This is a genomic window from uncultured Polaribacter sp., assembly GCF_947501385.1.
Classification (GTDB): Bacteria; Bacteroidota; Bacteroidia; order Flavobacteriales; family Flavobacteriaceae; genus Polaribacter.
This window is the reverse complement of sequence record NZ_CANMVP010000001.1, coordinates 299,650-316,898: the sequence shown is the minus strand read 5'-3', so window position 1 is coordinate 316,898 and position 17,249 is coordinate 299,650. Positions and strand designations below refer to the sequence as shown.

Sequence of the window (17,249 nt, the reverse complement as noted above, 5' to 3'; positions counted from 1 at the left end):
ATCCCACTCTATAACTATTTGATTATTCTGTGAATTGTCAAAAAGAAAGCTAGATGAGTCCACAAAAAGATGAGATACAGCTGGTTTTCTTTAAAAAGTGAGGTATTACCGATTATAGAGAGTTCTCCAGCGGATGCAATTGCCCTAGAAAGTAAAGTAAATCCAAAAGGAACACAAGGATTCCTACTTTGATTATTAGAAAAAGGATAACGGACGGCTCCCATAAAGCATAGCACAATTTTAACTTTGTAAAGAGTTGAGATATCAGTATTCTGATGTATTTGAAAACATTTGTTCTATTTTAATACACGAGAGTTACTATAAAAATTAGGTATTTGAATTAGTTTTGTTCTTTAAAAAATCAAGAAGAATGCAAAAAAATATTTTCATTGTTTTTCTAATGTCTATAACATTCCAATTAGCGTCTCAAAATAGCACTTTCAAACCAGCAAATGTTACCACAGACAGAACAAAAACAAATATAAATCTAGATTGGAAATTCCATTATGGGGATGTAAGGGGTAAACCTTACCAAATCTCATTCAATGATAAAAACTGGAAAGATGTTTCTTTGCCTCATAGCACAAAATTAGTTTCTTATGCTTTAGACAGTGTTCAGGAAACGTGGGTTCAAGAAAAATTCTTGAGAAACAATTCCTGGTACAGAAAAGAAATTTTAATCCCTAAAAAAGAAACCAATAAAGTTTTTTTAGAATTTGAAGCGGTGCACAATGCCACAGAACTGTGGGTAAATGGCAAAAAAGCAGGCAGTTTTGAAGTCAATGGCTATGTTCCCTTCCATTTTGATATTACCGATTTTGTGGAATTTGGAAAACAGAACATAATTGCTATAAAAGCAGACAATACCTACAGACAAGATATTGCTCCAGATCCGCACAGAACGGATTATATAAAATTCGGAGGTATTTACAGGGATGTCTATTTAACAACGACCAATAAAATGCACGTTACTTATAATTGGGAGGACTATACCGCCGGTGTTCATATCACCACGCCGACTGTAAATGATAAAAACGGGACAGTTTCTATAAAAACGACCGTAAAGAATGAGTATCCAACAGCACAGAATGCTAGAATAGAGACTTTTATCATCAACGAAAACGGAACAGCTTTAAAGAAATTGGTTCAAGCTAAGAATATTGCCGCAAATAGCACTGCTACCTTTTATCAAACCACCACTATTGAAGAGGATTACAACCAGTGGTCGCCAAAAAAACCATATTTGTACCGTGCATATTCTGTGATTTATAAAGAGGATAAACCAGTTGACAGGGTCGAGAATACTTTTGGCTTTAGAACCTTCAAACTAGTAAAAGGCAAAGGGTTGATCTTGAATGGGAAACCACTTTTCCTGGTGGGTGCCAACAGACACCAGAGTTATCCAAATATTGGAGATGCCGTGCCGAATTCCTTCCATTACAACGAAGCATTACAATTTAAAAATGCAGGTTTTAACGCAGTTCGATTATCACATTACACACAGGATGATGCTTTTATAAAAGCGTGTGACGAATTAGGATTAATTGTTTACGAAGAAGTTTCAACTTGGATAGAATATGGAGATAAAGCGTGGTTTGAAAAACTAAACGATGCCACAAGACAAATGATCAGAAACCACAGAAATCATCCTTCTATTTTCTTTTGGGGTGCAGGAATCAATCATAGGGGACCAGTCCCCAGTATGCAAGAAACGGCAAAAGAAGAAGATCCATTTCGTTTGACAGCTTCTGCATCAAGTCCTTGGAATGGCGTGAAAAATGCAGGAGTCACAGATATTCATGCAACTATGGATTATAGAAGGACAGAATGGCCGGAAAGCGATTTTACAATGGTCATGGAACATGGAAGTTCGCCAGACTCAGAAGTGAATCAGTTTCATCTATCAAGATACAAAAGCAACCCGAACAATATTGCCGCTTTAACTTGGTTGGGTGCAGATTACAATCATTTGCAACCCAACGTCGTAGACTGGCAATGGAAAAACGACTTAATGACAACCTATGGCGTTTTTAGTCCCTATAGGATTCCAAAGCCGGTATATTATTGGTACCAATCAGAATTGTTGGCAAAACCGATTGTTCATATTGCTGATGAGACTGCCTCGAATTCTGGTAAAATCCGAGTATTCAGCAATTGTCAAGAAATCCATCTATATCATGACAACAACTTCATTGCAAGGCAGAAACCAGACAATTCCAATAATAAAAGATATTTGAATCATCCATCATTTACATTTAATTATAATTGGGAATCTGGAAAAATTACTGCTGTTGGATTTTCAAATAATGAAAAAATTTTAGAACATTCTAGAACAAAACAAGAAGAGCCGTATCGAATACAATTGAATTTCAATATAACTGAAAAACCTTTTTATGCAGGGGGTTCAGATTTAAGATTGGTGCACGCTACTATTCTAGATAAAAACGGCGAGGTGATTACAGACGCAAAAAGCAAAGTTTCTTTTTCTATTTCTGGAAATGGAAAGATTCTAGATAATGGCACTTCCGATATAAATCCTGCCACCTGTTATAATGGAGTAGCTTCTATTTATATAAAAGGAACCGAAAACGAAGGGAATATAAAGGTTTCAGCCACTTCTGATGGATTGAAAAGTGATGAGATTACAATAAAAACCATCCCTTTTCATACCAATGAGCTGTCAAAAAACAGCAAGCCATTTTTTTATGCCCCAATTGAAAAAGTCGATATCGGTGCCAAAAACCAACTCCCTCAGTTTGAGTGGAATGCTTGGTTGGGAGAAAGTAATTCTGACTTGACATACTCACTAGTAGATTATGAGGGATCAATTACTATTTCATCAAAAAATACTTTGGAATGGGACGGCTCTGGAGCCATTCAAGGTGATTTGAGCTTTGTGGCCGCCGATGGGGTGTATACAGAAAACGGCTCGATTCAATTAAAAATAAAGAACTTGAAAAAAGGAAACTACAGTCTGGAAACCTTCCATCATAATAGATTGACATCCCAAAAAATGATAAACAATATAGAAGTTACCAAAGAAGATGCAAATGGCAAAGTACAAACCCAAGAAGCGGCAACTGTGGGTTATTTCAACCCTAGTTCTACAGGAGAAAGAAATCCTCTATCGATAAAAACAAAAATCACTTCAAACGGAAAACAAAACATACTATTAGAATTTAAAAATACAGAGGAAGCCAACAATATGTGGTTGAACGGCTTCATCCTCCAACAAATAAGATAAACTGAAAATGACCTACAAACATATATTAATACTAGCATTGTTATCTATTCCCTTAATTTCTTGTGCACAGGAAAAAAAAATTACAATCGAGTATGTGCAGTTGAATACAGGTGAGGCAAATCCTGTCAAAGACTACGAAACAGTTATTGATTCTAGTGCAAGAGTATTGCAAAAAGACTTCATTGTACTTGCTCCGGAGGTAGCGTTCCAGACCATTGAAGGTTTTGGGGGTGCATTCAACGAAAATGGTGGAGAAGCTTTGTTTTCTTTACCAAAAGAAGCGCAAAGAGAAGTATTGGAGAACTTATTCTCCACAGAGAAATCGAACTTGACTTTCAACAGGACGCCAATAGGACCCAGTGATTTCTCTTTGGATGCATATGATTATAGTATGACTGCTAATGATTATGGAATTAAGAATTTCTCTATACAAAGAGACAAAGAATATCTGTTGCCTTACATAAAAGAAGCCTTGAGGATAAATTCTAAAATGCTAATGCAGGCATCGCCTTGGAGTCCTCCAGCGTGGATGAAAATAAACAATGCAGTAGATAAGAATGATACGTATACAGGCAAAATAACCGGACTCAGAAATACTCCAGAGATTCATAGAGCCTATGCAGATTATCTAGCAGAATATATAAAAGCGTACCAAAAGGAAGGTGTGGAAGTGCATCGTTTTTGTGTGCAGAACGAGCCAGATACGTATGCGCCTTTTCCAGGTTGTTATATTCCGATGGATCAATATCTGGATTTGGGAATAAATTATATTATTCCGAAATTTGAGAAGGAAAATTTACCAACGGAAATTTGGCTGGGTACATTCAGAACCATCGATAGAGCAGACCATTACACGGCTTTATCCAACAAAGAAGTAAGAGAAAAGTTTGCAGGAATAGGGTTTCAATATGCAAAAGAGCCATTTATCAGAGAAACATCACTTTTAGCGCCGAATATGAAGATAATGCATACAGAAGGGGTCTGTTTCAATGGAGATAACTCTGCTGAACAAGCAAAGACGAGGCTGGCAGAAATTGCAAGTTATATAAATGCAGGGAGTACAAATTATTGCTATTGGAATATCATTTTGAATGAAACATCTAAAAGTGCCTGGAATTGGAAACAAAACTCGATGTTGGTGATTGATAGAGACACAAAAGAAGTAACTTATACACCTGATTACAACGCAATGTATCTGGTTTCAAAAACTGTTCTACCAGATGATGTCAGAATTGCACACATTGCTAAAGACAAGATGATTTCTGTAAAAGATGAAAATGGAAATATCAAGTTATTAATACAGAATGATGGAATGGAGGAAAAATTTGTTCGGTTGTATGTTGATCGTCAACAGGTCAACATCAAACTTCCTGCAGATGCACTATGTGCGGTAACACTTGCTGGATATTAAAAATATACTATGAAAAGTTTCTTCAATGTAGTCTTCTTATTGATTTCATTTTCCACATTCAGTCAAAAAGACAAATTATTCTTTATCAAAGAAGTGCCTATTAAAATGAAAAGCACGTCAACGTTCAGTTTTTTAATTGGTTACGATACGCAGGAAGACAGAGATATTTCTGTGGAAATTTCTGGAGGGCCAGCAGAATTTTGGGTTGGATCCGTACAGACTGTTTCAAAAGGTAAAAATATCTTACGAGTAAAACTACAGTCGGATGACAAGCCGACACTAGGAGCTGACTATAGAATTTTGGCCTCATTGAGAGAAAAAGGAGGCGATTGGACAACAACGGTAGCATCCACAGTCATTAACAATGTAACATTCACTAAAGAAGAAGAGGTTGTTACCGATGATGCGAATTTTGATTTGTTGACACCTACGTCACTTGCTGCAAGAGAATCGTTCGATTTCAAAATCAACTACAAAGCAAGCCGAGAGCAATTAATCTCCGTATCTATCTGGAAAGGAAAAAAATGGTTAGGCGCAAGTCCTGCGGAAAAAGTTCAACCTGGAGAAGGCACCAAAGAAATCAAAGTAAACACACCGATACCAAAAGTTGGTAGCGATTATAGATTCGTATTGTATTATGGAAACGGAGAAGGGTTTCCAGATAAGAATTTGACAAGTAAAGAAATTGCAGGGGTAGAAATTACAGAATATGTAAAAATCCTTACTATGGACGAGTTGAAAGAAAAAGCAATAGCACTTGCCGTAAATAGGCAATCTCCTATATTGACTTTACCTGGCTCCATTGAATACGAATTGATTAAAATAATCAATTTGAAAGGGGAAATTGTCAAGGAAGAAAAAAGCACAAGGCTCATCAACCTTTCAGGTCTTCCCCAAGGTCCCTATTACATAGCAACAAGTAAAGAAGAATACTACAAATTTGTAAAATTTTAATAAAATGAGATTTGGAAGAACACTCGTGATAGTACTCGCCTCTACTGTGATTTGTCCCTTTTTTTCACAAGAAAACATCGTGGAAGTAAATCTTACCACCCAAAAATTCATTGGCAAAGAAAGCAAACTGGATAGAAAAAAATACTTTTCTATGCACGATTCTTATCAAAATTGGGATTTAGCGTCAGACGCTGATTATCTATTCGAAACACTGGGCATTGAATTTGGGAGGGCTTTTAGTGGCCCGGGACCTTTCAGAAATACTAAAGACAATACGTTGCCATCTACACACAGAGCTGAGGAATTGGCGGCAAAAAACTATAAGAACATAGAAAATGCACCGATGTATGAGAAATTTGTTACTAAAGATATTGTAATTACAGACCATCCCAGAGATGCATATCAGTTGAATCAAAATCACGAAGATGTGGCCAAATACAATGTGGCCTATCTAAAAAAGGCATATCCTGTGATGCCGAAATATTATGAGGTGATCAACGAACCTTTTGTTCATTCCATAGATTATGTCGGCTCTTGGGATGAAACACAACCTGTTGTAGAGGATATGTGTTATTTACACAAAGCGGTTGCAGATAAAGTGCACGCAGAGATCCCTGAGATAATGGTTGGTGGTTATGCTTCCGCCTACCCAGAAGTAGAGCGTTTGGATTTTACACATTGGAACACGAGAATGAAACCATTTATGGATATCGCAGGAGAAAGTATGCAGTTTTTCGCAACGCATATTTACGATGGGCGAAATGTGACTGGTGGCTACACAAAAAGGTCCGGAAGTAATTCTGAGGCAATTTTAGATATCATAGAAGCATACAGTTACGTAAAATGGAAAAAAATAAAGCCACATTTAATATCAGAATATGGTTTTACAGCACAAGGTTTGACTGATAATAAACCATATTCAGAAGAATTGAACGGGATTTGTTTAGTAGCTTACAATAGAATTCTGATGAGTTTGTTAGACAAGCCAGACAGAATGTTAAAAGCAGTACCGTTTATTACTGCTAAAGCAAGCTGGTTCTATAACTCAAAGAATAATCCTAATAAATACCCATACCCTTGGGTCATTAAAAAAAGAGATGCGGATGGTAGTTATACATTTACCCATTTGAAAAAGTTCTATGAATTATGGAAAGATGTAAATGGAAACAGAATAGATATTACCAGCAATAATCCAGATATTCAAGTGCACGCCTTTCAAAATGAGACAAAAACTTTTATAGCGATCAATAATCTGACAGAAGAAGCTCAACCGGTGAATTTGAGGTTTTTGAATAACAGCGATCAATTTATTAAAAATACTACGTTGAGGAGATTGTACAATTCAGCTTCCAAAGTGCCAAAACTGGTCTATTTTACAGATTTGAAAACGGTCGATGATCTAGTGTTGAAAGCGGGAGAGACTGTAATTCTAGAATGTGATGTTGAAGGTGTGAAAATAGAAAACACGATTGTAGAAAAGAACTTTTATTCAAACACGTACTTACAACGAATAGAAGCAGACAAAGAACTTGTCTTTAATTTTTCGGATGTAGATGAAAACACAGAGGGACGGGCATTTATAAGGATGGGCTTGTCCAGGAAACATCATTTGAGTAAAGAACCAGAAGTGACCGTGAATGGGAACCCTGTAGAAGTTCCTTCTAATTGGGCTGGTTATGATCAAAAACCAAGAGATCAGTTTTTCGGAGTTATTTATATTCCTGTGGATGTGAAATTCGTAAAAGCCGGCAATAATGAAGTTAAGATTACTTTCCAAGAAAACGGAGGGCAAGTCAGTTCTGTAATTTTAAATCAAGAAATTTACAAGTAACCGATTATAACTATTCAATCTATCACTTACTCAAGCATTAAATAGAGAAGCATTCCTAGAGACGTTAATCTTGTGGTTTCCGTTGTTTTAAAACTCACAAAACAGTTCATCGGATGGCAATATCTATATAGTGCTGCCTCAAGGGCAGTTGGTTTCAAGAAATTCTTTTATATTCTGATTCTCATGTGACAACTACATGTAAAATAAGTTGATTTTATTGAGAAATTAACCATTTGCTATTCTATTTTGGACGATTGAGGTTACATAGAAAAGTTAAAAACCGCTAATTTGTATGTACTAAAATTCTATTTACATGAATCGTGAAAACTATCTGTTTGTAATAATCATTCTATTGATTGGTTATGGTTGCTTCGGAAAAAAACAAGAAGTTATCTCTAAAAAACAAGAAATTTTTAAGCCAAATTGGGAATCTATAAAGAAGCATTATAAAGATCCAGAATGGTTCAATCAAAAGAAATTTGGAATTTTTATCCATTGGGGCGCATATTCAGTACCAGCTTATGGCTCTGAATGGTATCCAAGGAACATGTATATGGATACCGCGCAATTTACGGCAGAATTAAAACACCAGAGTATCGGGCCGTCGAGTGTCAATATCCATCATAATAAAAAATGGGGAAATCCTAAAGAGTTTGGCTATAAGGATTTTATTCCGATGTTTAAAGGAGAAAAATTCGATGCTTCAGAATGGATGGAGCTGTTTCAAAGAGCAGGTGCAAAATATGTAGTCCCGGTAGCAGACCATCATGATGGTTTTGCAATGTATAATTCAAATACAACGCGTTGGAATGCTGTGAGAATGGGTCCCAAGAGAGATGTTTTAGGAGAGCTACTAAAAGAAGGTCGTAAAAGGGGACTGGTTATGGGCGCCTCTTCCCATTACGCTTTCAATTGGTCTTTTTACAATAAGAAAGATCACTTTGATACCACAGACCCTGCATATGCAGATTTGTATTCTAAAAAAGGAAAAAACTTAAACGAGCCGGTTTCTGAAGAGTTCAAAGAACTATGGTGGGCAAGAACAAAAGATTTAATCGACAATTACCAGCCGGATATCCTGTGGTTCGATTTTATGTTGGATACTCCAGAGTGGAGGGAATACCGCCCCAAATTGGCCGCTTATTATTATAACAAAGGAATTCAATGGGGAAAGGAAGTCGTTCTACAAGACAAGAATTTCTACGAACAAGCTTTTCCAGAAGGAACTGTCATTTACGATTTGGAACGGGGTAAATTACCTGGAATTAGAAAATTACCTTGGCAGACAGACACCTCTATTGGAAAAAATTCTTGGTCTCACGTAAGTAATTGGAAATCGAGAACGACGAATTCTTTGATTGATGATCTAATTGATATTGTTTCAAAAAATGGAAACCTATTATTGAATGTCGGTCCAAAGGCAGATGGAACAATTCCTGAAGACCAAAAGAAAATTCTATTAGAAATGGGCCAATGGTTAGAGATGAATGGTGAGGCAATCTATGATACAAAATACTGGAGAACCTTTGGTGAAGGCCCCACAGAAGTGGGAACAGGCCATCATTCGGAAGGAGGAAATAAAGAGTTTACGGGTCAAGACATTCGTTTTACGCAGAAAGAAGGAAAAGTGTTTGCAATTATGATGGAATGGCCGGAAAATGGAAGTGTACTGATAAAATCGATATCTTTAGAAGATAAAATATCAAAGGTGAAAATGTTAGGGAGTGATGCAAACTTAAAGTGGTCGCAAAACGAAAATGGTTTAAAGGTAGAAATGCCAAAAGAAAAACCAGGCAAGTATGCGTTCGTACTGGAATTAACCTTGTAAGGATATCGAATATGTTTGAGACGAAAAAGAGTATCTCTCATAAAATGATATGCTCTTTTTGACTAACACGAAACTTTTTATTCAAAAAAAATCAACGTAGAATGAAATACATTGTTTGTGAAAAACCGGGAGAATTTCTGCTAAAAGAAAAAGAAGCTCCCAAAAGAAAAGAAGGAGAAGCCTTATTGCAGATAAACAAAGTAGGCATTTGTGGTACGGATTTGCACGCATATTCTGGTCATCAAGCATTTTTTACCTATCCAAGGATTCTAGGACACGAACTTGCATCCGAAGTTTTGGAAATCGATGAAAACGAACAAGGAATCAGAGCCGGAGACAAAGTGGTTGTGATGCCTTACATAAGCTGTGGAAAATGTGTAGCCTGTAGAAACGGCAAAACAAATTGTTGTACGAATATCTCCGTTTTAGGAGTCCATGGAGATGGAGGAATGCAAGAACAAATCACGGTTCCTACAAATATCCTGTTACCTGCAAATCATCTTTCTGATAATGAAATGGCCGTTGTAGAACCCTTGGCAATCGGAGCGCATGCCATAAGAAGAGTAAATATAAAAAAAGGGGAAACTGTGGCAGTTGTTGGCGCTGGGCCCATAGGAATTGGAATTATGAAACTGGCTCAAATTGCTGGTGCAAAAGTAATTGCAATTGATATGAATGAAGAACGTTTACACTATGCCAAAGAAAAAATAGACGTAGATTACATTGTTAAAGCAGGAAAAGATGCTATAAGAGAAATCTCCGAAATTACTAATGGTGATTTGTGTACTGCTGTTTTTGATGCCTCAGGAAACAAATATGCGTTAGAAGCTTGCCCAGACTATATGTCTCACGGTGGTCGTTTTGTAATGGTAGGCTTATCCAAAGGAGAACTGACGTATACACACCCGAGAATTCATGCAAAGGAAATGACGCTGATGTGCAGTAGAAACGCGACAACAGAAGATTTCAAACACGTTATCAGTGTATTGGACCAGTTCCCAACGGATTCTTTTATTACACATTCTGTGGATTATACAGAAATGATTTCAAATTTCGATAGTTGGTTGAATCCAAAAACGGGTGTTATCAAAGCAACTGTAAAATTTAACTAGAAGAAAAACCCGAAGATAAGAATGTCTGAAAATTACGTTCAAATAGACCCGAAAGACAATATTATAGTTGCCATCAGTCCTTTAGAAAAAGGATTAAAAACGTTGATTGCAGGCAAAGAAGTTGTCTTGAAAGAAAACATCAAACAAAAACATAAATTCTCTCTGTACGATTTTGACATTGGCGATGAGCTTTTTATGTATGGCGTTCTAATCGGCAAAGCCGTACAGTCGATAGAATCTGGTTGTGCAATTACAACTGACAATGTAAAACACGCCTCTGCGGGATTCAATGATGTCAAAGAGAAATTCACATGGACCGCTCCAGACATCTCTAATTTCAAAGGAAGAACTTTCAATGGATATCATAGAAAAGACGGTAAAGTAGGTACTGCGAATCATTGGTTGGTCATTCCGTTGACTTTTTGTGAAAACAGGAATTTAGATGTTTTGGAAGGTGCTTTATCAGAGAAATTAGGCTACGAGACCAAAAAGGATTTTGCCGTGGATACTGATGCATTGATCAAAAAATACAAGGCAGGAGCCACTTCTGAGGAGATTTTGAACACACCAATCATCACTACCAAAGAAGAAATCTCTAAAAACAGATTGTTCCCCAATGTAGACGGGATCAAATTTTTAAAACACGATGGCGGTTGTGGAGGAATCAGACAAGATTCAGAAGTCTTGGTGAAGTTGTTGGCAGGTTATATTACCAACCCCAATGTTGCCGGAGCCACTGTTTTCAGTTTAGGTTGCCAGAATGCACAAATTGGAATGTTGCAAAAGGCCATCGACGATATTGACCCCGATTGCACAAAAACCGTTCATTATCTGGAACAACAGAAAAGTGCGAGTGAAAGACATTTAATAGAAGAAGCTGTAAAACATACATTTATTGGATTAGTAGAAGCGAACAAAATTACCAGAAAACCAGCGCCTTTGAGCAAATTGGTCTTAGGTCTAGAATGTGGAGGGTCGGATGGTTTTTCAGGAATTTCTGCAAACCCGGCTTTAGGGTATGCATCCGATTTGTTGGTGGGTTTGGGTGGAAGCCCTGTTTTAGCAGAATTTCCAGAACTGAACGGTGTCGAGCAAGAACTTGTCAATAGATGTAAAACCGACAAAGATTCTAAAAAATTCTACAATTTGATGCGTGCCTATTCGGCATCCGCAGTAGCAGTAGGTTCCGGCTTCGAGAACAATCCATCACCGGGAAACATCAAAGACGGTCTAATTACCGATGCTATGAAATCTGCAGGAGCTGCAAAAAAAGGGGGCACTTCTCCTGTTGTAGAAGTTTTGGATTATACCGAGCAGGTTACAAAACCGGGTTTGAATCTATTATGCACACCGGGGAATGATGTGGAATCTACCACAGGTCTAGTAGGTTCTGGTTGTAATGTGGTGGTTTTTACAACTGGTTTGGGAACCCCTACGGGAAATCCGGTGGCACCAGTTTTGAAAATGTCCAGCAATACACATCTATTTGAAAGAATGAACGATATTATAGACATCAATGCAGGAACGGTGATTAGTGGCGAAGATTCTATTGAATCCATGGGAGAGAAAATATTGGATCATGTTATCAGAGTGGCAAGTGGAGAAACACCTTCAAAAGCAGTTCTACACGGGAACAATGATTTTATTCCTTGGAAAAGAGGAGTCTCACTATAAAAAGCAGGAATGAAAAATTTAAATAGAACTACCTTAGAATCAAATACATATACAGAGAGAATACTACAATTCGGAGAAGGTAATTTCTTAAGGGCCTTTGCAAATTGGATGATTCACGAGATGAATAAGAAAGCCGATTTCGATGCGGGCGTTGTTGTAATTCAACCTATAAACCAAGGGTTGGTTAGGATGTTGAACGATCAGGATGGGTTGTACACTCTGTATCTCAACGGAATAAAAAATGGAGAAGCGATAAGCGAACACCAAGTGATTGATTGTATCCAAAGAGGGATAAACCCGTATGAGAATCATGCAAATTATTTAGCAAATGCATCAAATCCTGATTTGTGCTTTGTAATTTCAAACACGACGGAAGCGGGTATTTCCTACAATGAAAATGATAAATTGGAAGACGCCCCACAAAGTAGTTTTCCAGGAAAATTAACCGCTTTGCTATACGAACGTTTTCAAATTTTTGGAGGCGCATCAGACAAGGGATTGATTGTGATTCCTTGTGAACTGATCGATAGAAATGGTGATCATCTAAAGAAAATCATTTTGCAATATGCAAATGACTGGAATTTGGGAAACGAGTTCACAGAATGGATTGAAGAAGATAACATTTTTTGTAATACGCTGGTAGATAGAATCGTACCAGGATTTCCAATACACAAAATGGATACAATCACTGCGACATTAGGCTATAAGGACAATTTGGTGGTAGAGGGAGAGCAATTCCATTTGTGGGTAATAGAAGGCCCAAAAGAAGTAAAAGAAGCATTTCCAACGGAAGCCTGCGGTTTAAATGTTGTTTTCACAGACAATATGGAACCATATAGAACAAGAAAAGTACGTATTCTAAACGGCGCACATACAACATTGGTCCCTGTGGGGTATTTATACGGAATCGACAGAGTTCGTGAATCTTTAGAGGATCAAGTAGTGGGTAGGTTTTTAAAAGACGCCTTGTTCAATAACATTTGCCCGACTTTGGATTTGCCAGAAGAAGAACTGGACCAGTTTTCTGCGGATGTCTTGGATCGTTTTAGAAACCCGTATCTAGAACACGAGTTAATGAGTATCTCATTGAACTCGGTATCTAAATACAAAACAAGAGTATTGCCCTCGGTTTTGGAATATGTAAAAAGAAAAAATAAATTGCCAAGTAACCTACTATTCTCATTAGCGGCATTGATCGCATTTTACAAAGGCGATAGAAATGGCACGAAAATCAATTTAAAGGATGATGCGAAAGTTTTAGATTTCTTTAAAAAAGCCTGGAGTGACAACAACATAGACGAAGTCGTTGAGAGAATAATATCCAATACTGATTTCTGGGGTACGGATTTGACCAAAGTCAAGGGTTTGCAACATGAAGTGACCAAGTATTTAGAGATAATTTCTAAAAAAGGAATGAGAACCGCGTTAAAAGAATTTGTAGCATGATTGTAGATTCCCATCAACATTTTTGGAAATACGAACGCAAAAGACATAGCTGGATTGATGATGAAATGAAAGTCATCAGAAGAGATTTTTTGCCTTCGGATCTAGAGGCGGTATATGCTGAAAATAACATTGATGGCTGTGTTGCCGTACAGGCAGACCAAACTCTAAGAGAAACCGACTTTCTATTGGATCTAGCATCAAGATACGATTTTATAAGAGGAGTTGTAGGTTGGGTGGATTTACGAGGGGATGATATTGAAACAGTTTTAGAAAAATACAGCAAACAAGAAAAACTGAAAGGTTTCAGACACGTTGTCCAAGGAGAAACTGATCCTTGTTTTTTATTGAGAAAAGATTTTTTAAGAGGAATATCAGCGTTAGAAAACCACAATTTCACGTATGATATATTGGTATTTCCGCATCAATTATTGGCTGTCTTGGAATTCGTGAAACGTTTTCCGAACCAGAAATTTGTCATAGACCATATAGCAAAACCATATATAAAAGATGGTTTTTTCGAGGGTTGGGCTGTTTTGATGAGAGAAATTGCCAAATATGAAAATGTGTTCTGTAAAGTATCAGGAATGATTACAGAAGCAGATTATCAAAACTGGACGGAGAAACAAATCCATCAATATATGGAAGTAGTCTTTACAGCTTTTGGAACGGATAGAATCATGTTCGGTTCCGATTGGCCAGTTTGTTTAGTGGCGGGGAGCTACAAACAAGTGAAAGAAATAGTAACCGGTTTCATCGGCAAATTCCCCAAAGCTCAACAAGCTGGTATTATGGGGAATAATGCAACAAAATTCTATGATCTATAATGACAAGAACAAAACCGACATACATAGAAGGTGATTATAAGAAAAGTGATTTTTTCAATAACGAAAGCCGTTTAGTTCTAGGATGTTCTGGTTTGGGAGGCGTTTGGAGGCCAATTGAGGAAAAGACGGCAGTTGGTATTCTAACACACGCTTTGGAAAACGGAATCAGTGTTTTTGACACTTCTCCCTCCTACAACAAATCACAGGAATTTGTTGGAAAGGCATTGAAACAATGGACAAGAAAAAAACCATTTCTAAGTACAAAAGTTGGCCGTTTGAAAGCAGATAGGGCAGAAGATACCATTGTGGACTATTCGCCTGAAACCATGCGGAAAAGCCTCTATGAAAGTCTAGATCTTTTAGGTTTGGATAGCATCGATTTATTGTTTTTACACGAACCTCATTTAGTTCCCGTAGAAAAAATGGATGAAATTATGGATTGCCTACAATCCTTTAAAAGAGAGGGGCTCGTAAAATCTTTAGGAATTGGTGGAAACCCGAATGAAGCCTTTTATCCGTACATGAAAAAAGAGAATTTTGATGTGGTGTCTGGTTTTCTAAAACTGGATGCTTGTAATTTGACGGGGTTTCAAAAAGATTTGCAGATTATTGAAAAAGAAAATATGGCCTACTATGCGGCTTCCGCATTGCACATGGGTTTATTAGGCAGAAGATTGGAGCAATATAGGAAAGAAAGACCAAACAACGAATGGATTTCAAATGATGATGTTGATGTAGCTATAGCAGTACGTAAAATTGCTCAAAAAATGAATATTCCTTTATCGAGACTGGCTTTACGCTATGTTTTCTCTATTGCAGAAGCAGACAGGGTTGTGGTGGGGCCTACAAGAATGGAACAACTTACAGATGTTTTAGATGCTTGGGAAGAAGGTAAGTTACCCGAGGAAATATTCGATGAAATTACCAATACAATCACAACATTAAGATAATATAATCCATGAGCAGTTCCAAGAAGAGACCAGTAGTTAAAAAAGAGTTACTATTTCCTTTTATCATCATTACTTCGCTATTTGCGCTTTGGGGAATTGCCAATGATTTAACCAACCCGATGGTTTCTGCATTCAAAAAAGTAATGCCGGAACTATCAAACGTCCAGGCTTCTTTAGTACAATTCGCTTTTTATTTCGGGTATTTCTTCATGGCTTTACCTGCGGCTCTATTTATCAGGAAATACAGTTATAAGTCAGGGATAATTGTAGGTTTGTCTTTATATGCGGTCGGGGCATTTTTGTTTTATCCTGCGGCCACAAATCAAGAATTCAACTACTTTTTGGTCTCACTTTGGATTATTACTTGTGGTCTGGCCTTTTTAGAAACCACTTCAAACCCGTTGATCTTATCTTTAGGAGACAAAGAAACAGCTACTCGACGTCTAAATCTAGCTCAGGCATTCAATCCTATCGGTTCTTTAATCGGGATGGTCGTGGCGCAGCAGTTTGTCATCTCAGCATTGCGTTCAGATGATAAAGATGCTTCTGGAGCATTGATTTATGAGACACTCTCTGAAACGGCAAAAGCAACAGTCAGAGAAAATGACTTAAGTGTGATTAGTGTACCATACATCATTTTGGGTTTGGTGGTCTTGGCAATTATGGCAATAATTTTTTTTACTAAGATTCCTAAAACTCCGGATGAAGAAAAAACCGCATTATCAGTATCATTTAAAAAATTATTTGCCAATAAAGTCTATTTACATGGAGTGTTGGCACAAGCTTTTTATGTAGGTGCACAAATCATGTGTTGGACATATATTTTTCAATATGTTGACAATATCAATGAGAATTTACCGGCAGATGAGCAATTAACGGCGACCTGGTTCAACGTGGCGGCCATGATTATCTTCCTGATAGGCAGATGGATGGGAACTGCATTGATGAAGAGCATAAACCCCTCGAGAATATTAATGCTCTTTGGTGTTGGAGGCGTCGTGTTTTGTGCAGGAGCCATTTTATTACAAGGCATAACAGGTTTGTATTCTTTAGTCGGGGTATCTTTATTTATGTCGATTATGTTCCCGACAATCTATGGAATCGCATTGAAAGATATGGGGGATGAGGCTAAAATAGGTTCTGCAGGCTTAGTCATGGCAATTGTGGGTGGTGCATTGATGCCCGTTTTACAAGGGAGTATCTTGGATTGGGGAGGTTCGGGTTTTGCAGATGAACGAATTTTAGGTTTTATCCCCGAGGTGAATTTCTCATTTATTTTACCAATGATTTGTCTGGCGGTTGTTGCTCATTATGGATATAGAACAATGAAGACATCAAGATTATAGGAACACAGATCCCAGACAAGTATATAATACCCATTTGGTTGTTTTTGATGCCGTAAATAATTCATCTCGAGTATAAGCCGACCTGCCTGCCGGACAGGCGAGGTATACCTTGCCTGACCGGCAGGCAGGGATTTCAAGGAGGATATATGCGACATTTAAAATCACAATCGGTGTAATCTAGTGAAATTCGAGAATTCTACAGGGACTGCTTTCAGCCAGTTTTGAGGAATTTGTGGAATTCGCTTCTATTTCTCAAGACTCCCATCCAATGAACAATTTAATATGAACACAAAAAGATACTGTTTCTCCTGCGATTTAAAAGACGATGCTAAGTTGATTGCAGCATATAAAGAATACCACAAAGCAGGAAATGCTTGGCCAGAAATAACAAAAAGCATTAAAGATGCTGGTATTGTTGACATGGAAATCTATCTTACAGGTAATAGGATGTTTATGATCATGGAAGTAGACGAGATGTTCAGTCTCCATAAAAAAGCGGAGATGGATGCGGAAAACCCGAAAGTAACAGAATGGGAAAACCTCATGTGGAAATATCAACAAGAACTACCTTGGGCTAGAGATGGTGAAAAATGGATCGCCCTAGAAAGAATCTTTCAGTTGGAATGAGA

The 17,249-nt window shown here is 37.5% G+C and carries 13 protein-coding genes; all 13 read left to right on the top strand.

What is annotated here, in order from left to right; translation table 11 throughout:
* The first annotated feature begins 69 nt into the window (after nt 1-69).
* The 13 genes from Q0998_RS01085 to Q0998_RS01025 all read left to right on the top strand — a co-directional run bounded on the left by Q0998_RS01085 (nt 70) and on the right by Q0998_RS01025 (nt 17,247).
* The gene (locus Q0998_RS01085) at nt 70-192 is read left to right on the top strand and encodes a hypothetical protein (protein WP_299665003.1); all 123 of its coding nucleotides are present in this window, start codon (nt 70-72) and stop codon (nt 190-192) included.
* A gap of 178 nt (nt 193-370) precedes the next feature.
* Entirely contained in the window at nt 371-3,244 is a 2,874-nt protein-coding gene (locus tag Q0998_RS01080) for a glycoside hydrolase family 2 TIM barrel-domain containing protein (protein ID WP_299665002.1), read from the top strand.
* Between the two features lie 7 nt (nt 3,245-3,251).
* Entirely contained in the window at nt 3,252-4,655 is a 1,404-nt protein-coding gene (locus Q0998_RS01075) for a hypothetical protein (protein ID WP_299665000.1), read from the top strand.
* A gap of 9 nt (nt 4,656-4,664) precedes the next feature.
* On the top strand, nt 4,665-5,609 hold the full coding sequence (locus Q0998_RS01070; RefSeq protein WP_299664998.1) for a hypothetical protein: 945 nt from the start codon (nt 4,665-4,667) through the stop codon (nt 5,607-5,609).
* Between the two features lie 4 nt (nt 5,610-5,613).
* Nucleotides 5,614-7,440, top strand: a complete 1,827-nt coding sequence (locus Q0998_RS01065) for a beta-agarase (protein ID WP_299664996.1) — start codon at nt 5,614-5,616, stop codon at nt 7,438-7,440.
* A gap of 313 nt (nt 7,441-7,753) precedes the next feature.
* A complete protein-coding gene (locus tag Q0998_RS01060) occupies nt 7,754-9,268 on the top strand; it encodes an alpha-L-fucosidase (protein ID WP_299664994.1) in 1,515 nt (504 codons plus the stop codon).
* Between the two features lie 101 nt (nt 9,269-9,369).
* Complete coding sequence (locus Q0998_RS01055; protein ID WP_299664991.1) at nt 9,370-10,380, top strand: zinc-binding alcohol dehydrogenase family protein; 1,011 nt, start codon at nt 9,370-9,372, stop codon at nt 10,378-10,380.
* 21 nt (nt 10,381-10,401) lie between these two features.
* A complete protein-coding gene (locus Q0998_RS01050) occupies nt 10,402-12,054 on the top strand; it encodes a UxaA family hydrolase (protein WP_299664988.1) in 1,653 nt (550 codons plus the stop codon).
* 9 nt (nt 12,055-12,063) lie between these two features.
* A complete protein-coding gene (locus Q0998_RS01045) occupies nt 12,064-13,500 on the top strand; it encodes a tagaturonate reductase (protein WP_299664985.1) in 1,437 nt (478 codons plus the stop codon).
* On the top strand, nt 13,497-14,324 hold the full coding sequence (locus Q0998_RS01040) for an amidohydrolase family protein (protein WP_299664982.1): 828 nt from the start codon (nt 13,497-13,499) through the stop codon (nt 14,322-14,324). Before Q0998_RS01045 ends, Q0998_RS01040 begins: the two co-directional genes overlap by 4 nt.
* Nucleotides 14,324-15,274, top strand: a complete 951-nt coding sequence (locus Q0998_RS01035; protein WP_299664980.1) for an aldo/keto reductase — start codon at nt 14,324-14,326, stop codon at nt 15,272-15,274. Before Q0998_RS01040 ends, Q0998_RS01035 begins: the two co-directional genes overlap by 1 nt.
* 8 nt (nt 15,275-15,282) lie before the next feature.
* Nucleotides 15,283-16,620, top strand: a complete 1,338-nt coding sequence (gene fucP / locus Q0998_RS01030; protein ID WP_299664978.1) for an L-fucose:H+ symporter permease — start codon at nt 15,283-15,285, stop codon at nt 16,618-16,620.
* 282 nt (nt 16,621-16,902) lie between these two features.
* Nucleotides 16,903-17,247: an L-rhamnose mutarotase gene (locus tag Q0998_RS01025; RefSeq protein ID WP_299664975.1), complete on the top strand. Its 345-nt coding sequence runs from the start codon at nt 16,903-16,905 to the stop codon at nt 17,245-17,247.
* Nucleotides 17,248-17,249: the final 2 nt, after the last annotated feature.